Below are 16,068 nucleotides of genomic sequence, written 5' to 3' on the forward strand. Positions count from 1 at the left end.
CGGTCCGACACTTCTCGGCGTGTCGCTGTGCGTGTCTTTGCCGGCGTGCCTCAACCGGGGAACCGGCGCGCGCCAGGCTCCAGCGGCAGCCGCAGACTGTTCACGAGATAACTCACAGTCCGGTAGGTGCCTGCGAGCATGAGCAGTTCGAGGATCGCCTCGTCGCTGTGGTGTGCAGCCAACTGCGTCCAGATGTCGTCGTCGACCGAGCAAGTCTGCTCCAGGCTGTCGCACAACCGGATGAGCACCCGGTCTTCGTCGGCCCAACACGTGTCGTCGGGCCCGCCCGCCACCAGCGACGCTATCTGCGCTTCGGTCAACCCGGCCTTGGCCGCGAAAACGGCCACGTGCACGCCCCATTCGTATTCGGCGCCGCACATTGCCGTCACGCGGTCGATGACGATCTCGCGCTGCCGAATCGTCAGGTGGCCGCGGTCGAGCAGGCCCGAGTTGAAGAACTTGAAGAACAGCCGTCGATCACGGGCCATCGTCGTGAAGAGCACCAGCGGCGGCGCGCCCCGCATGATCGCGTCGATCGCCTCTTGCATGTCGGATTCCAGCGGTGCCGATGCCGGGGCGATCCGCGCGCTATGGATTTTATAGCTTGTCATGCTGGCACTCTACGCATCGGTGCTACAAAATGTGAAGCATGACTTCCCCGAGGATCGGATCGCCGGTACGTGGCTCGACGTCAGGCAGACCGATCATGGTGGCTCTCGACACGCTTGGCCGTCGCGGCGCGCTGCGCGCGCTCTGGGAACTGCGTGGCGGCCCATTGACGTTCCGGGCGTTGCAGGCCGCCTGCGAGACCAATCCCGGTTCGCTCAACACCCGGCTCCGCGAGCTGCGAGACCTCGGGATCGTCGACCACGATGCCGGCGGATACCGGCTCACCGATCAGGGCCGTGCGCTGATGACTGCGCTTGAGCCGCTGCAGGACTGGGCCCACCAGTGGGTGGCCGAGAGGCGTTAGTCGATCCGCGACCGTCCGCGCCGCAGCACCCGTCTGACGGTGGGCATCGGATGCAATTCCCAGCCGATTTGCACGAGCACCCCCGCCGCGACGAACGCGGCGATGAGGACTGCCAACCAGATGCCGACCATGGACAGCACGCTATTGCGGTCCTCCGCGGTAGGAATCGGGTGTTTCCCTCGAAAACCAAAGCGGTTGCCCTCGAAAAGGTCATGCCACCGTCAGGGTGGCCCCGATCGGTGGCTGACCTGCGGTGACAAGATCAACCAGTCAGTTCGGGCCAGACGTGGGAAAGCCCATCGGCGCCGACGGCCGCAGGGACGGGAGCGGTCAAGCTGAGCGTTCTGCCGTTCTTCCGCTGATCTAGCAATCCCCTTGTCATCAGCCGGTGAAGTTGCTTGGCAATCTCGGCCATGTTGTTGTGTTCGACAATAAATCCGGCGTAGAAGCCCATTCCCAGGAACATCGCGAGCAACATGCTCACCACTGCGGGGCCATCGGTTTCGGCGGGAATCTCGCCACGGGCCATCGCGTCATCGATGACCGAGGCATAGAACTCCTGCACGGCGGCGACCACCGGCCCGGGGTGCTCCCGAAGGCTTGGACTGCGATGTGATTCCAACCGGGCGGTGATGACGAATCGCAACATCGACTGATCCGCGAAGCCCGATCGGTCCGCGGCCACGGCGAAGGTCGTCAGCTGGTTCAGCAGGGTATCTTGACGTTTCGCTTGGGCAATGCAGTCGGCGACAATCGAATACGCCTCTGCGATGAGGCAGTCGTAGATCTCCTCGCGGGCGTGAAAGTAGTAGTGCATGGTGGGCCGACTCAGCCCTGCACGAGACGCGATGGCCTGAAAGTTGGCGGCCTCGTACCCGCGTTCGTTGATCACTTCACGCGCTGCGCGAAGAATGCGCGCGCGCGTCTCAGCCGAGTCGGCGCCGACTGGACGGCCGCGTCCCCTGCCCCCGGAAAACTGCTCAGCGTCGCTCCCCACGAGCAAACGCTAAGTCATTGCTAGTGGGTTTTCAACGCAAACGCCAGAAAAGATAGTCAGCAACCCCGGGATCCGTGGTGAGTTCGATGGCTCGGCGGAACGCTTTCGCCGCTTCCGCGGGCCGCCCCGCCTCGGCAAGCAGATGCGCCCGCGTGGCCCAAAACGGCTGAAAGCGCGCGGCGGCCGGGTCATCGATCGCGTCAAGACGGCGCAGCCCCGCCTCGGGTCCGTCGAGTTGCCCGTCGACCGCCGCAGCGGCCACGGCCGCGCCCAGCGACGGCGCGATTCGCAGCAGTGCCCGGTGCAGCTTGCTCAGCACATCCAGGTCGACGGCGCCGTGGGTGGCCCTGGCGCAATGGGCGGACTGGATCGCCGCCTCGTACTGGAACCGGCCAGGAGTGTGGTGCTCGTATGCGCGGCGCAACAGACCCTCGCCACGCGCAATCAGTGCCGCATCCCAAAGGGTGGTGTCCTGTTCGTCGAGCGGGACGAAGGCGCCGTCGGTGGTGCGCCGAGCCGGTCGGCGCGCCTCCGACAGGCACACCAACGCGGCGAGACCAAGCACCTCCGGCTCATCGGGCAGCAACTCGGCGAGTACGAGCGCCAGATGCAACGCTTCGGCGGACAGCGATTCGATCGGCGCGCCCTGCGGCGCAAGTTGCCAATCAATCGAATAGGCACCGTAAACCGCTTCGAGGACCGCGGGCAGTCGCTTGGCGAGGTCGTCGCGTTCGGGCAGCACAAACGGGATGCCTGCGTCGCGGATGCGTTTCTTGGCCCGCACCAGACGCTGTGCCATGGTCGCGGGTTCAACGGCGAAAGCGGTGGCGATCGCGGTGGCCTCGACGCCGAGCACGGACTGCAACATCAGCGGCGTGCGGATGTTCGGGGCGATCGCCGGATGTGCGCAGACCAACATCAGCTCCAGCCGCCGGTCCGGTACAGCGGGCATGGCGTCATCCAAAGATGTTGGGTAATAATCGATTTCGTCCAATGGCTGGGTCATCCGGTAGCCGGAGGATTTCCAGAGGTCGCGCAATCGGTTGCGTGCCACCGTCAGCAGCCAGCCTTCGGGGTTCGCGGGTATGCCGTCGTCGGGCCACCGGGCCAGCGCGCGTTCGAACGCGTCGGCCAGCGCATCCTCGGCGGCGGCGAGATCGCGCGTCGGCGCCGCCAGCACCGCCAACAGTCTGCCGTAGGAGTCCCGGGTGAGCTCAGCGACCAGGGACTGGACTGCTAGGGGTGGTACCACCCGCGGTCGGCGGCGTATGTCCGCGCCACCGGACGGATCTCGATCCAGCCCCAGCCGTTGGCCGGATTGCGTTGCGCCCACTTCAGCGCCTCATCGAGGTCATCGACCTCGATGACGAAGATGCCGCCGAGTTTCTCCTTGGTGTCGGCGAACGGGCCGTCCTGGATTTCGGGCGTGCCCGCGTGGGCGGTGACGGTGGTGGTGGCGACGACGGATTCGAGCACCTCGGTGTCGATCAGCACACCGGCGTCCGACAAGTCGTCGGCGTACTGCTGGAAGGCTGCCATGGCCGGCGCCATGTCCTCCTCGGTCAATCCGACTTCTGTGCCCTCCTGGTAATGCATCAACAGGCAGTACCTCATGGCGTGGTCCTCTCTGACTCGATGGTGTCACTACGGAGATGACGATTCGAGTGCCCGCCGATCGACACGGGACCGCCACAATGCGTCGGCGGTGAACACCGCCAGCGCCACCCAGATCAACCCGAAGCCCAACCACCGCGCCGGCGGCATCGGCTCATGGCCGACGACCACACCCCAGGTCAGCTGCATGGCCGGGGTCAGGTAGAACAGCAAGCCCATCGTCACCAGTGGCAACCGCTGAGCAGCGGCGGCGAACAGCAGCAGCGGCAGCGCCGTGAACACTCCGGACAGGATCATCAGCACCACGTGACCCGGGCCGTGGTCGGTGAAGGTGCCGCGGTTCGTCACCTGCAGCACCACGATGTAGGCGACCGCGAAGGGCGCAGCCAGTCCAGCCTCGATGCCGACGCTGACCCGCGGGTCGACGGGCACCACCTTCTTGATCGCCCCGTAGAGACCGAACGACAGTGCCAGGCCGAGCCCGATCACGGGCAGCGAGCCGACTTCCACCGTCAGCACCACCACCGCGATCACCGCGATGCCCAACGCCGCGAACTGTGCGCGGTTGAGCCGCTCGCGGAAGACCAGTAGCCCCAGCGCCACCGTCACCAGTGGGTTGATGAAGTAGCCGAGCGCGGCGTCCACGACGTGGCCGTTGTTCACCGCGTAGATGTAGATCACCCAGTTGATCGAGATGAGGGCCGACGCCAACGTCAGCAACAGCCAAGTGCGCCCGGTGATCTGGCGGATATCGCCGAGCCGCCGCACCGCCGCGATGACAACGACCATCAGCGCCACGCACCAGATGATTCGGTGGGCCAGGATCTCGAATGCGCTGGCGGGCTTCAGCAGCGGGAAGAACGCCGGGAACAGGCCCCACGACGCGTACGCGCCGACGCCGAAGAGCAACCCGGAGCGACGTGAATCGCTCACAGTTCGTGGTTGCGCAACACGTCGAGCGCATGCTGCAAGTCGTGCGGATAGGGGCTGGTGATCTCCACGCGCCTGCCGTCGGCGGGGTGGGCGAACGCCAGCGATCGCGCATGCAGCCACTGGCGTTGCAGGCCAAGCTTTTTCGCCAAGGTCGGATCGGCGCCGTACGTGATGTCCCCCGCGCATGGATGGTGCAATGCGGCGAAGTGCACCCGGATCTGGTGGGTGCGTCCGGTTTCCAGTTCGATGTCGAGCAGGCTTGCCGCCTGGTGCGCCTCGAGTGTGTCGTAGTGCGTGACGCTGTGCCGGCCCTGTTCGGTCACCGCGAACTTCCAGTCCTGTCCGCGGTGGCGCCCGATCGGCGCGTCGATGGTCCCACTGGACGGATCGGGATGCCCCTGCACCAGTGCGTGATACCGCTTTTCGACGGTGCGCTGTTTGAACGCCCGCTTGAGTACGGTGTAGGCGCGTTCCGACAGCGCGACCACCATGACGCCCGAGGTGCCGACATCCAGGCGGTGCACGATCCCCTGCCGTTCGTGGATCCCCGACGTGCTGATCCGGAAACCCGCAGCGGCGAGCCCGCCGAGCACCGTCGGCCCGTGCCATCCGACGGTCGCATGCGCGGCAACGCCTGGCGGCTTGTCGACGGCGACGATGTCGGCATCGGAGTAGAGGATCTCCATGCCCTCGATGTCGACGGGCGTATTCTCCACCGGCGCAGGCGCTTCGGGGAGCCGCACCTCCAGCCACGCGCCTGCGGTGAGCTTGTCGGACTTGCCGGCGGGGGCGCCGTCGACCTCGACGCCGCCGTCCTCGGCCAGCGCCGCGGCCGCCGTTCGCGACAGCCCGAGCAGCCGCGCCAGCCCGGCGTCGACGCGCATCCCCGCCAGTCCCTCCGGGACTGGCATCGAGCGGGTCGTCACTCGGACGAGTCGGCCTTGCGGCGGCCGACGGTGTCGAAGTCAAAACCGAACAGCGACAAGGCAACCAGCAGGATCGCCCCGCCGACCACCGACGGGTCAGCGACGTTGAACACCGGCCACCAACCGATCGACAGGAAGTCCACCACGTGCCCGCGCAGCGGTCCCGGTGAGCGGAAGAACCGGTCGACCAGGTTGCCCATGGCGCCGCCGAGGATCATGCCGAGTCCGATCGCCCACCACGGCGAGACCAGTCGCCTGCCCATCCAGATGATGCCGATCACGACGCCTGTCGCGATCAAGGTCAACACCCAGGTGTAGCCGGTCGCCATCGAGAACGCCGCGCCGGAATTGCGCACCAACGTCCACGTGATGGTGTCGCCGACGATCGACACCGGCTGACCCGGGGTCAGCAACCGCACCGCGAGAACTTTCGTGACGATGTCGAGGACCAGCACGACCCCGGCGACAGTCAGGAGCAGACGCAGCCGCTTATGTGCAGGCTGCTGCGGCGCCTCCTCGTCAGTCACGGGTTCGGCCGTGCCCGGGGATTCATCAGTCACTCCCCCATCATCGCAGGAGACTGGATTTGAAATGATTCCCCCATGGGTCGCCTCGTCGTCGTCACCACCGGCGGCACCATAGCCACCAGCAGCGACGACACCGGGGTCAAGCGACCGACCCGCAGCGGCGCGGACCTGACCGCCGGTCTCGACGTCGACGTCGTCGATCTGATGGCGATGGACAGTTCGCAATTGACACCCGCGCACTGGGACCAAATCCGCGCCTCGGTGCTGTCGGCCTGCAAGAACGATGAAGCCACCGGTGTGGTCATCGCTCACGGCACCGACACCATGGAGGAGACGGCGCTCTGGCTCGAGCTGACCTATGACGGCGAGATGCCCGTGGTGGTCACCGGCGCGCTGCACAGCGCCGACGCGCCCGACGCCGACGGACCCGGGAATCTGCGTGATGCGCTGACGTTGGCCGCCAGCGCGCGGGCCCGTGGGCAAGGCGTCTTGGTGACACTGGCAGGCACGGTGTGGCAGCCGCTGGGACTGCAGAAGTCTGCGACGGGTGACATGCGCGGCTTCACGGGCGACGTGCTCGGCAGCGTCGCCGACGGGCGGTTCATCGCGCAGCGGTCCAAGGACCGGCCGTTTCTCGGTCCACTGTCCGGGGCGGACGCGCCGCGCGTTGACACCGTCGCGGTGTATCCCGGCGCAGACGCGGTCGCGATGGACGCCTGTGTCGAGGCGGGCGCTCGCGGCATCGTGCTGGAGGCCCTCGGCGCGGGTAACGCAGGCGCGGCGGTGATCGAAGGGGTGCGGCGGCATTGCCGCAACGGGGTGGCGGTCGCGGTGTCCACGCGGGTGCCCGGCGGGAAGGTCACCGCCGGTTACGGCCCGGGCAGGGACCTTGTCGACGCGGGAGCGGTGCTGGTGCCGCGGCTACCGGCGGCGCAGGCCCGCGTGCTGCTGATGGCCACCTTGGCTGCCGGCTCACCCGTCGAGGAGGTCCTCGGCCGCTGGGGCTGAGCGGGCCGCCAACTCGCTGACGAAGTCCGGCCAGTCCAGGCTGTCGACCGGGTTGGCCCGCTCGATGCCGGGGGTGTCGTCGGGAAATGTGTGCACGGGCCCCGGCCCGGTGCTGCGGGTCTCGAACCGCACGGTCATCACGCCGTGGCCCGCGCCCTGAATCCAGCCGTGCCCGTGTTCGGGGTGGACCACGTCGTCGCCGACGCGCCATGCCGGCGCGGTGGCGGCCAGGTCACTGACCGTCTGCGGCAGCTGCGTGTCGGACACTTCCTCGGCCATCAGCTCGAGGTCCGGAAACAGCGACTCCTGGCGCACATCGGACAGCCCCGAAAAGCCAACGCCGACAAGGCGAATCGGGCCGATTTCGACAGGGTCGAGCAGCAGCCGCCTTGCCATCGCGATCAAGGTCGGGGCGTCCGTTGTCGCGTACGGCAGCGTGGCCGACCGCGTCAGAATGCTCATGTCGGACTTCTTCAGCTTCACCGTCACGGTGCGGGCCCCGCGACCGTCTTTCTCCAACCGTGCATGCGCATGCTCGCCGATCGGCCCTGCGGCTTCCCGCAACTGGTCGAGGGTTGTCAGGTCTTCGGGGAAGGTCGATTCTGCGCTGATCTGTTTGGCCGGAGCGTTCTCGGCGACCGGTCGATCGTCGATGCCCTGCGCTAGGCGGTGCAGCGAGGGGCCGACTGTCGCCCCGAGGATGTTCGCGGCCTCGGCGTCCGTCAGCGCCGCAAGCTGGCCTACGGTGTCGATACCGAGCCGGTGCAGTTTCTCCTCGGCCACGGGCCCGATGCCCCACAGCCGGCGCACCGGAAGGCTGTGCAGCAGAACGGTTTCCTCGTCGCGGCGCACCACCCGGATGCCGTTCGGCTTGGCCAGGTCCGAGGCGATCTTGGCGATCTGCTTGCCCGATCCCGCACCGACGGATGCGACCAGGCCCGTCTCCTCGCGGATCCGGTCCTTGAGGTGTCGGCAGAACGCGTCGACGTCTGCGGCGTCAGCGCCGGAAAGCTCGGTTGGCTCGCCGAAGGCTTCGTCGAACGAGAGCTGCTCGAGGACGGGCACCAGCGTTCGGACGGTCTCGAACACGCGGCGGCTGGCTACGCCGTAGACCACGCCGCGTGGCGGTAACACCACGGCCGGGGCGCCGACCAGGCGGCGAGCCTGATGCATGGGCATCGCCGATCGGGCGCCATAGACGCGGGCCTCGTAGCTTGCCCCTGCGACAACACCGCGGCCGCCCAGCCCGCCGACGAGCACGGGACGCCCCCGCAGGGTTGGCCGGGTCAGCTGCTCGACGGACGCGAAGAACGCGTCCATGTCGAAGTGCAGCACCCAGCGCGAATCCACGGTTCCCGATGCTATGGCCACCGCCCGACCTCGCCGACCGTGTCCCCGAGGGACACTCTTCTGCAAAGCGTCATCATTTGTTGACAGCGCTGGAAAGTGCGGCTCCGTTGAGAGAGGTTTTGATGCCTACCGAGAAGACCGACTATCGCCTCAACGGCGTACGAATCGTGCACGCCGACGAACTGGACACCAACACCGCGCAGACGCCCGGCATGAATCGCGCGGCAGCGATCAATGCCGCCACTGCGGGGGCCGACAAGTTGTGGGCAGGCACGGCTGTCATCCATCCCGATGCCAAGACCGGACCGCATCACCACGGGCACCTCGAGAGCGTGATCTACGTCGTCGCGGGCCGGGCCAGGATGCGATGGGGCGACCGTCTCGAGTTCACCGCCGAAGCAGGCCCCGGCGACTTCATCTACGTCCCGCCGTACGTGCCGCACCAGGAGATCAACGCAAGCCCCGACGAACCCCTCTCGTGCGTCGTCGTGCGCAGCGACCAGGAACCGGTCGTCGTCAACCTGGACTTGCCTGATGTGGAAGTCGAACCCGAGCACGTGCGGTGGGTCGACGACATCCACCCGGGCAACTAGCAATCCGCAACCGCCGATGCCAGGTCGATAGCCTGACGGAATGCACGATGTGCCGATTCGCGACGAGACGATTCGCCTGGGTCAGTTCCTGAAACTGGCGGGGCTGATCGACAGCGGCGCAGACGCCAAGGTCGTCATCGCCGACGGGCTGGTCGTCGTGAACGGCGAGATCGAACGCCGCCGCGGCAGGCAGCTTCGCTCCGGCGACACCGTGACGTTCGACGGCCGTGGCGCACGGGTCGGCTGAGTCGCCCGGCTAGGCCTTGGCGATCGCCACCCGCACGCCGTCGCCGACCTCGGCGCCTTCCACCGGCTCGCCGAATTCGAAAGTGGTGGCCAGGATCTCGCCCGCGATCAGGTCGGCATGCGTCTGGGCCCACTGCGCCTTGTCCTCGGGCACCGAGATCGTCACCTGGATCCGGTCGGACACGTCGAGGCCCGTCGACTTGCGCAGATCCTGCAACTCCCGAATCAGGTCGCGTGCCCAGCCCTCGGCTTCCAGCTCCGGCGTCACGGTGCCGTCGAGCACCACCAAGCCGGCGCCGTCGGACAGCGCGGTGGTGAACTCGGGGTCGGCGGCCACCAGCCGCGAGCTGTACTCCTCGGGCTGCAGCACGGCAGGCCCCGCAGTCAACGTGCCGTCCTCGTTGAGGACCGCCTCGCCCGCCTTGACGGCCTTGATCGCCGCCTGCACGTCCTTGCCGAGCCGCGGACCGGCCACCTTGGCATTGACGGTCAGATCGAATCGACCGTAGGTGTCGATGTCGTCGGTGAGCTCGACGGCCTTCACGTTGAGCTCGTCGGCCAGCAGATCGGTGAACGGCGAAAGCCGCTGCGGATTCTCTACTGCCACAGTCAGTTTCGGCAAAGGTAGCCGCACCCGCAGCTTCTTCGCCTTGCGCAACGATGACGCCGCCGAGGCGACCTCGCGCACCTGGTCCATGGCCGCGACGAGTTCTGGATCCGCTGGCACCACACCGGCTTCGGGCCAGTCGGTCAGATGCACCGACCGCTCGCCGGTCACGCCGCGCCAGATCACCTCGGTGATCAACGGAAGCAGCGGCGCCGCCAGCCTGCCCGTCACCTCGAGCACCGTGTGCAGCGTGTCGATGGCGTCGGGATCCTCTTCCCAGAACCGCTGACGCGACCGGCGCACGTACCAGTTCGTCAGCGCTTCGGTGAACTGGCGCAGCTGATCACACGCGCCGTAGATGTCGCAGACGTCCAGCGACTCGGTCAGGTCGTCACGCAGTTCGGCGAGCTTGGCCAGGATGTAGCGGTCGAGCACATGCTGCGAATCGGTGCGCCAGGTGCCCTTCTTCGGCGCGTAGAGCGCCAGGAACGTGTAGGCGTTCCACAACGGCAACAGCACCTGTCGGACGCCTTCGCGGATGCCCTGCTCGGTGACGATCAGGTTGCCGCCGCGCAGGATCGGCGACGCCATCAGGAACCACCGCATGGCGTCGGAGCCGTCGCGGTCGAACACCTCGGTCACATCGGGATAGTTGCGCAGCGACTTGCTCATCTTCTGGCCGTCGTTGCCCAGCACAATGCCGTGTGCCACACAGGTTTTGAAGGCCGGGCGGTCGAACAGCGCGGTCGCCAGCACATGCATCGTGTAGAACCAGCCGCGGGTCTGGCCGATGTACTCGACGATGAAGTCGCCGGGAAAGTGCGTGTCAAACCAGTCCTGGTTCTCGAACGGATAATGCACCTGCGCGTACGGCATCGACCCCGAGTCGAACCACACGTCGAACACATCCTCGATGCGCCGCATCGTCGACTTACCGGTCGGGTCAACAGGATTGGGCCGGGTCAACTCGTCGATGTACGGCCGATGCAGATTGTCCGGTCGCACCCCGAAGTCGCGCTCGAGCTCGTCGAGGCTGCCGTAAACGTCGATCCTCGGATAGTCCGGGTCGTCGGACTTCCACACCGGAATCGGGCTGCCCCAGTAGCGGTTTCGCGAGATCGACCAGTCGCGCGCATTGGACAGCCATTTACCGAACTGCCCGTCCTTGACGTGTTCGGGATACCAGGTGATGTCCTCGTTGAGCTCGACCATGCGGTCGCGGAAGTCGGTGACCTTGATGAACCACGACGATACGGCCCGATAGATCAACGGGTTTCGGCACCGCCAGCAGTGCGGGTAGGAGTGCTCGTAGGTTTCATGGCGCAACAGCACCGCGCCATTGACCCCCGCCGACCGGCCATGGTTCTTCAGGTCGCGGATGATCTGCGGGTTGGCGTCGAATACGTGCTGGCCCGCATAGTCGGCCACGGTCTTGTCGAAGCGGCCCTTGGCGTCCACCGGTGTGACGGCCGAGATGCCCGCCGCCTGCGTGACCACCATGTCGTCCTCGCCGTAGGCGGGCGACATGTGCACGATGCCCGTGCCGTCCTCGGTGCTGACGTAATCGGCGGCCAGCACCCGAAACGAGTTCGGCGCGTCCATGAAATACGGGAACGGCGGCACGTACCGCGTCTCGACCAGATCCCGGCCGGTGTAGGTGGCAAGCACCTCGGGTTCCTCACCGAGTTCGCGGGCGTAGGCCGCAAGCCGTGCCTGCGCCAGCACGTAGCGCCGCCCGTCGGGACCCTGCACCAGGACGTAGTCGACATCGGGCCCGACTGCGACCGCCTGGTTCGACGGCAGTGTCCACGGCGTCGTCGTCCAGATCAGCAAATGAGCGCCCTCGAGCGGGCCGTCGGCCACGCGGAAGCCGACGGTGATCGCCGGGTCCTGCCGACTCTGATAGACGTCGTCGTCCATCCGGAGTTCATGGTTGGACAGCGGTGTTTCGTCGTTCCAGCAGTACGGCAGCACCCGATTGCCTTCGTAGGCAAGGCCTTTGTCCCACAACTGCTTGAACGCCCAGATCACCGACTCCATGAAGGTCGGGTCCAGCGTCTTGTAATCGTTGTCGAAGTCGACCCAGCGCGCCTGCCGGGTGACGTAGGCCCGCCATTCGTTCGTGTACTTGAGCACCGATTCGCGGCACGCGTCGTTGAACTTCTCGATGCCCATCTCTTCGATCTGGGCCTTGTCGGCGATGCCGAGTTGGCGCTGAACCTCGAGTTCGGCGGGCAGGCCGTGGGTGTCCCAACCGAACCGGCGCTCCACCTTGTAGCCGCGCATCGTGCGGTAGCGCGGCACGATGTCCTTCACGTAGCCAGTCAGCAGGTGGCCGTAGTGCGGCAGACCGTTGGCGAACGGCGGGCCGTCGTAGAACACGTATTCCGGTGCGCCGTCACGGCGCGCGACACTCGCGCGGAACGTGTCGTCGGACTCCCAGTAGTCGAGGACGTCGAGTTCGAGCTCCGGGAACTTCGGAGCGCCGGATGTCGGCTTCGGATATGCAGTCACAGTGGTCCGTCGTCTCCATGCCAGATCTCTCGGCACGGGGACGACGTCGCGCCGGTGCGCGAGCGCCGCGGTACCACCCCGCTTGCGCACACAGGTGTGCGCCGCTCAACTGCAGGCGATGACGGGCCCACCCGTTCGGGTCTACTTGGCTGGTTCAGCTGTTCTTCCGAAGGCTCCCCGGTGATGGCCGGATCGGTGCCGTTAGGTCGATTCTAGTGGCCGCCGCAAATCAGGGCTGACCAGGCGGCGCGCCGCCTCTGCCGCCGCGCCCCTGCGCTCGGCCAGCGTGTCACCCGCCGACTCCGGCATACCGGCAGCCCAAACCGCGTAGCTTCGCGACATGAGCGATCACACGTACCGAATCATCGAGATCGTCGGCAGCTCGCCCGACAGCATCGACGAGGCGATCCGCAACGGGATATCCCGTGCCTCGGAGACCATGCGCGGCCTCGACTGGTTCGAGGTGCAGTCAGTTCGTGGGCACCTGGCAGACGGCGCCATCGGGCATTTCCAGGTAACGATGAAGGTTGGGTTCCGCCTGGAAGATGCCCGATGACGTCAGACCGGAGCGGCGGCGTCTGAAGTCATCTCGAAGAGCGCCAGCGGGAACTGTTCCGTGAGCTCTTCGATGGTGTAGCGGTCGAACCGGGTGGTGTCGTACCACCAGTCGAGGTGCAGCTCGCCGTCGATGCGGTACACCCGCAGCTCGAGTGCATAGCCAAGGCCCGGCGGCGTCTCGTATGAGGGGTCGGTTCCATCGGCCAGTGTGCCGATGTAGTTGAGGAAGATCTCCGGCGACAGCGGGGACGACGGCGCGGGGCTTGCACTGAGCAGGCGGTGCACGTCGCGGAGCATGTCGGTCGGACTCGCTTGCAGCGACGTCGCGCACAGCAGCGGGATGCCGTGAAGCAGCCAGCGCCGCTCTCCGGTGACGTCGATTGCGACGACGCCGTCACCGATGGTGCGAGCGATGGTCCGGCCGAGCGCGGCAAGCAAGATCTCGTCGGCCGCCACCCCCAGCCATTCCGTTGCTCCGTCAACTTCCGCGGTCACCTCTTCGGAAGGCGGTGTGGACAGTTTGTCCAGGACAGGAGCAGTCCCGTCTGCAATGTCATGGTCGACAACCCGCAACGTGGCCATGGCCAGGGTGTCGACCGGATACGTCATCTCGCTGGTCTGATCAGCTAAATAGGGAGCAACCATGTAGCTAACATAACACCGGTTTCCCAAAATTGGGAGAGTGCTCCCAAAAGTGTGACACCTGCGTCAATAACGGCTAAGCCATCCGATTTGCGAAGGGTACTGCCCAAAAGCGGGAAGTCCAGCTATCGTAAGTGCATGCCACGGACCGACGAGAACGGCAGACAGCTCAAGGCGTTGCTTGACTATCTCCTAGACGGCGACATCGATGCCAAGGACATCTATGACGCGTTGGGGATCTCGAGCAGCACGTACTACCGGCGGATCAAGGAAGACGACTATCCGAACGCCGAGGAACTGCGGCGAGTCGCCGACAGGTTCGCGCTTAGCTACCCGGACCTGCAGATCCAGTTCGGATTGATGAGCCGCCAGGAAGTGTGGAGCTACGTCGAGTCGGCCCCGTTCACGACGATGACGGCAGTGCAGGACACCGTGCAGACCAAGCAGACGACCCGCCCGCCGAAGTTATCCGAGATGAAGCCGAGGGCGGACGCTCCTCCTCTTTAATCCGGCTAAGCCGTACACTTTGCTGACAGGCTCAGTACGAAGGCGACTCCCATGGCTCTGGCAACCCTGATAGCGATCACCCTGGCATGTATCGGGTGGAGTTTGTGGATCCGTCGCGTCACCTGGTCGTCTCGCTGGGAGTTCGCTGCGACCCTGAACATCGCATTGCAGGGCGGCGCGGTTCTGCTGATGTCTCCGTGGGCGTCGGAGACGCTCGGTCATTGGCTGCACGCGATGACCGGCAAGTGGAATCTCGAGGACTACATCGGCCACGACCTCTACATCGTCGCCGCGTCCGCCGTCGTGTACAACGCGCTGGGCAGGCTGCAGGACGACCACTCGCTGCAGAGAACCTTCAAGCAGTACGTCGAATATCCGGCGACACTGTGCATCCCGCTGCTGCTGGTCACGTTCACCCTCGGCAACGGCGCGAAGATATACAAGGCCGACTTCTTCCAGGTGCCCACCGACTTCTGGCTGAACATCTACTGGCTGCTGCTCTGCGGCATGCTGATCTACCTGCTGACCTACGGCGCCAGGGCGCTGCTCGTGCTGCGCAAGGATCCGCGTTCGCGCCGGGTGGCCAACATCTATCTCGTCGCCTCGGCGGCGGGCGTGGCCGCATGCGTCGTCCGGCTTGCCACCGCCTTCATCACGCCGCTTCAGACCACCTGGGGCGGTACCACCCTGGTGTGGGTGTTCGCGTGCATGTGCGGTGCGGGATTCGCGATCACATCGGCGGAGTCCTGGCGCAACAAGACCAAATGGTTCACCAACGCCAACCGCTGAATTACAGCGCGACGGGCTTCTGCACGTCGTAGGGCGCGCCGAATGCAGGCACCGTCTGATAGCCCCGCGCGCGCGCCTGCGCGGCGTCGCGACGGATCAGCGCATAGACCCCCGCGAAGGCCGCCTGGTCGAGCACCATCCTGGTGAGCAGTCGGTTGTGGACGAACCCGAACGACAACCCGGTCTCAGGATCGGCCCAGCCCACCGAACCGGCCAGACCCGCGTGCCCGAAGCCAGGCATCAGCCCCGGCGGGAACGGCAGCGAGTGGTAGCCAAGGTGGAAGCTCATCGGCACGAAGATGTTCCGGTCCGGCAGCAGGCTTGGTTTGCCGATGCAGCCCGTCACCCGCTCCTGCGAAAGGAACTGCCTGCTATCGATTCGGCCGCCATTGGCCAGCGCGCCATACATCTTGGCCAGGCCTCTGGCTGTCGTCACGCCGTTGGCAGCGGGTATCTCGGAGTCCAGGAACGGGATATCCCCTTGCACAACGGCTTTCATGCCCGGGAAGTACATCGAGCCGAACACCCCTGAGTACTGCATGGCGGCGACCCGGGGCGCGACGAAGTTGAAGATCGGATTGCTCAGCGTGCCCTGCGGCGCGAGGATCTGCGCGGCGCGTGTCGGCGAATCGGCCGGCGGACGGCCCAAGTGCAACCCGTCGGTGTTCAGCGGCTCGGCCAACTCCTCGCGGATCAGCGCGCGCATGCCCTTGCCGGTGACGGCGCGGGCGAGGCCCGACATCAGCCAGCCATACGTCAGCGCGTGATACGCCGGCTTACCGTGCAGCACCCTGTTCACCGACGCCGCCGCCAGTCGCGACTCCATCGCCATGTGGTCCAGCAGTTCGGCCTTGCTCACTCCGTTGAGCTGGGACAGCCCGGCGCGGTGGCGCATCACGTCACGCACAGTGATCTCGGCCTTGCCGTTGGCCGCGAATTCGGGCCAGTAGGCAGCGACGGGGGCGTCGTAGTCGATCAGCCCGCGGTCGGCCAGTCGGTGGATGACCGTCGACGCGAGACCTTTCGTCACCGACCACACCATCGCGCCGGTATCGGCGGTCCAGTACTCCGTGCCGCGGCGGTCGGCGTATCCCGTCCAGACGTCGACTACCGGTTCGCCGTGGAGGTAGACGGCAAGCGCACCGCCACCGAATCGCTTACCGGGAAACAGCTGGGAAAATGCGCGCACCGTGCAGGCGAAGCTCGAGTCGGCCGCGCCCTGTATGCCGTGAGGGAGCGCTGCGCTGCGCTCCCGGCTTTTGACACCCGTCACAATGTATTGAA

General features: G+C 66.2%; 19 protein-coding genes. 7 read left to right on the forward strand and 12 right to left on the reverse strand.

The window, feature by feature from the left end; genetic code table 11:
* Positions 1 to 50 precede the first annotated feature (50 nt).
* Entirely contained in the window at positions 51 to 611 is a 561-nt protein-coding gene (locus GGC64_RS00905) for a carboxymuconolactone decarboxylase family protein (RefSeq protein WP_192720581.1), read from the reverse strand.
* A 38-nt stretch (positions 612 to 649) separates the two neighbouring features.
* Here GGC64_RS00905 and GGC64_RS00910 point away from each other — a divergent pair, with 38 nt between their 5' ends.
* Positions 650 to 973, forward strand: coding sequence for a helix-turn-helix domain-containing protein (locus GGC64_RS00910; protein WP_192720582.1), 324 nt, complete (start codon positions 650 to 652; stop codon positions 971 to 973).
* Here GGC64_RS00910 and GGC64_RS34985 read toward each other — a convergent pair.
* The 7 genes from GGC64_RS34985 to lspA all read right to left on the reverse strand — a co-directional run bounded on the left by GGC64_RS34985 (position 970) and on the right by lspA (position 6,003).
* Positions 970 to 1,104 (reverse strand): hypothetical protein, encoded by a 135-nt coding sequence (locus GGC64_RS34985; protein WP_255528841.1) that lies wholly within the window; start codon positions 1,102 to 1,104, stop codon positions 970 to 972. The two genes, GGC64_RS00910 and GGC64_RS34985, sit on opposite strands and share 4 nt — an antisense overlap.
* A 131-nt stretch (positions 1,105 to 1,235) precedes the next feature.
* The gene (locus GGC64_RS00915) at positions 1,236 to 1,970 is read right to left on the reverse strand and encodes a TetR/AcrR family transcriptional regulator (protein ID WP_192720583.1); all 735 of its coding nucleotides are present in this window, start codon (positions 1,968 to 1,970) and stop codon (positions 1,236 to 1,238) included.
* A 31-nt stretch (positions 1,971 to 2,001) separates the two neighbouring features.
* Entirely contained in the window at positions 2,002 to 3,222 is a 1,221-nt protein-coding gene (locus GGC64_RS00920) for an RNA polymerase sigma factor (RefSeq protein ID WP_370581925.1), read from the reverse strand.
* Positions 3,207 to 3,584 (reverse strand): YciI family protein, encoded by a 378-nt coding sequence (locus tag GGC64_RS00925; protein WP_192720584.1) that lies wholly within the window; start codon positions 3,582 to 3,584, stop codon positions 3,207 to 3,209. The genes GGC64_RS00920 and GGC64_RS00925 overlap by 16 nt, the downstream gene beginning before the upstream one ends.
* 30 nt (positions 3,585 to 3,614) lie before the next feature.
* Positions 3,615 to 4,517 (reverse strand): EamA family transporter RarD, encoded by a 903-nt coding sequence (gene rarD / locus GGC64_RS00930; protein WP_192720585.1) that lies wholly within the window; start codon positions 4,515 to 4,517, stop codon positions 3,615 to 3,617.
* The gene (locus GGC64_RS00935; protein WP_192720586.1) at positions 4,514 to 5,443 is read right to left on the reverse strand and encodes an RluA family pseudouridine synthase; all 930 of its coding nucleotides are present in this window, start codon (positions 5,441 to 5,443) and stop codon (positions 4,514 to 4,516) included. Before GGC64_RS00935 ends, rarD begins: the two co-directional genes overlap by 4 nt.
* Positions 5,440 to 6,003: a signal peptidase II gene (lspA, locus tag GGC64_RS00940; RefSeq protein ID WP_192720587.1), complete on the reverse strand. Its 564-nt coding sequence runs from the start codon at positions 6,001 to 6,003 to the stop codon at positions 5,440 to 5,442. Before lspA ends, GGC64_RS00935 begins: the two co-directional genes overlap by 4 nt.
* A gap of 42 nt (positions 6,004 to 6,045) precedes the next feature.
* On the opposite strand from lspA, the gene GGC64_RS00945 reads away from it, so the two are divergent.
* Positions 6,046 to 6,978, forward strand: a complete 933-nt coding sequence (locus GGC64_RS00945; protein WP_192720588.1) for an asparaginase — start codon at positions 6,046 to 6,048, stop codon at positions 6,976 to 6,978.
* On the opposite strand, the gene GGC64_RS00950 is transcribed toward GGC64_RS00945, so the two are convergent.
* On the reverse strand, positions 6,943 to 8,313 hold the full coding sequence (locus GGC64_RS00950; protein ID WP_370582052.1) for a DNA polymerase IV: 1,371 nt from the start codon (positions 8,311 to 8,313) through the stop codon (positions 6,943 to 6,945). The genes GGC64_RS00945 and GGC64_RS00950 overlap by 36 nt on opposite strands.
* 137 nt (positions 8,314 to 8,450) lie before the next feature.
* On the opposite strand from GGC64_RS00950, the gene GGC64_RS00955 reads away from it, so the two are divergent.
* Together GGC64_RS00955 and GGC64_RS00960 are read left to right on the forward strand one after the other, a co-directional pair.
* Positions 8,451 to 8,921 (forward strand): cupin domain-containing protein, encoded by a 471-nt coding sequence (locus tag GGC64_RS00955; RefSeq protein WP_192720590.1) that lies wholly within the window; start codon positions 8,451 to 8,453, stop codon positions 8,919 to 8,921.
* A gap of 40 nt (positions 8,922 to 8,961) precedes the next feature.
* The gene (locus GGC64_RS00960; RefSeq protein WP_192720591.1) at positions 8,962 to 9,168 is read left to right on the forward strand and encodes an RNA-binding S4 domain-containing protein; all 207 of its coding nucleotides are present in this window, start codon (positions 8,962 to 8,964) and stop codon (positions 9,166 to 9,168) included.
* 9 nt (positions 9,169 to 9,177) lie between these two features.
* Here the strand turns inward: GGC64_RS00960 and ileS are convergent, their stop codons facing one another.
* On the reverse strand, positions 9,178 to 12,312 hold the full coding sequence (ileS, locus tag GGC64_RS00965; protein WP_225951287.1) for an isoleucine--tRNA ligase: 3,135 nt from the start codon (positions 12,310 to 12,312) through the stop codon (positions 9,178 to 9,180).
* 316 nt (positions 12,313 to 12,628) lie between these two features.
* Between ileS and GGC64_RS00970 the strand changes: the two genes are divergently transcribed.
* Entirely contained in the window at positions 12,629 to 12,844 is a 216-nt protein-coding gene (locus tag GGC64_RS00970) for a dodecin (protein ID WP_192720593.1), read from the forward strand.
* 2 nt (positions 12,845 to 12,846) lie between these two features.
* Here the strand turns inward: GGC64_RS00970 and GGC64_RS00975 are convergent, their stop codons facing one another.
* The gene (locus GGC64_RS00975; protein ID WP_192720594.1) at positions 12,847 to 13,491 is read right to left on the reverse strand and encodes a hypothetical protein; all 645 of its coding nucleotides are present in this window, start codon (positions 13,489 to 13,491) and stop codon (positions 12,847 to 12,849) included.
* 135 nt (positions 13,492 to 13,626) lie between these two features.
* Here GGC64_RS00975 and GGC64_RS00980 point away from each other — a divergent pair, with 135 nt between their 5' ends.
* A complete protein-coding gene (locus tag GGC64_RS00980) occupies positions 13,627 to 13,995 on the forward strand; it encodes an XRE family transcriptional regulator (RefSeq protein WP_192720595.1) in 369 nt (122 codons plus the stop codon).
* A 51-nt stretch (positions 13,996 to 14,046) separates the two neighbouring features.
* A complete protein-coding gene (locus GGC64_RS00985; protein ID WP_192720596.1) occupies positions 14,047 to 14,784 on the forward strand; it encodes a hypothetical protein in 738 nt (245 codons plus the stop codon).
* 1 nt (position 14,785) lies between these two features.
* Here GGC64_RS00985 and GGC64_RS00990 read toward each other — a convergent pair whose 3' ends face one another.
* Positions 14,786 to 16,057, reverse strand: coding sequence for a serine hydrolase domain-containing protein (locus GGC64_RS00990; protein WP_192720597.1), 1,272 nt, complete (start codon positions 16,055 to 16,057; stop codon positions 14,786 to 14,788).
* Positions 16,058 to 16,068: the final 11 nt, after the last annotated feature.

It is taken from the genome of Mycobacterium sp. OAS707 (assembly GCF_014873705.1).
GTDB lineage: Bacteria > Actinomycetota > Actinomycetes > Mycobacteriales > Mycobacteriaceae > Mycobacterium.

Bases quoted from the DNA above. Each gene is read 5' to 3' on its own strand.
- GGC64_RS00955 (WP_192720590.1), top strand. From the start codon at position 8,451: ATGCCTACCGAGAAGACCGACTATCGCCTCAACGGCGTACGAATCGTG.
- GGC64_RS00910 (WP_192720582.1), top strand. From the start codon at position 650: ATGACTTCCCCGAGGATCGGATCGCCGGTACGTGGCTCGACGTCAGGC.
- GGC64_RS00960 (WP_192720591.1), top strand. From the start codon at position 8,962: ATGCACGATGTGCCGATTCGCGACGAGACGATTCGCCTGGGTCAGTTC.
- GGC64_RS00980 (WP_192720595.1), top strand. From the start codon at position 13,627: ATGCCACGGACCGACGAGAACGGCAGACAGCTCAAGGCGTTGCTTGAC.
- GGC64_RS00905 (WP_192720581.1), bottom strand. From the start codon at position 611: ATGACAAGCTATAAAATCCATAGCGCGCGGATCGCCCCGGCATCGGCA.
- GGC64_RS00945 (WP_192720588.1), top strand. From the start codon at position 6,046: ATGGGTCGCCTCGTCGTCGTCACCACCGGCGGCACCATAGCCACCAGC.
- GGC64_RS34985 (WP_255528841.1), bottom strand. From the start codon at position 1,104: ATGGTCGGCATCTGGTTGGCAGTCCTCATCGCCGCGTTCGTCGCGGCG.
- GGC64_RS00975 (WP_192720594.1), bottom strand. From the start codon at position 13,491: ATGGTTGCTCCCTATTTAGCTGATCAGACCAGCGAGATGACGTATCCG.
- GGC64_RS00925 (WP_192720584.1), bottom strand. From the start codon at position 3,584: ATGAGGTACTGCCTGTTGATGCATTACCAGGAGGGCACAGAAGTCGGA.
- GGC64_RS00970 (WP_192720593.1), top strand. From the start codon at position 12,629: ATGAGCGATCACACGTACCGAATCATCGAGATCGTCGGCAGCTCGCCC.
- GGC64_RS00985 (WP_192720596.1), top strand. From the start codon at position 14,047: ATGGCTCTGGCAACCCTGATAGCGATCACCCTGGCATGTATCGGGTGG.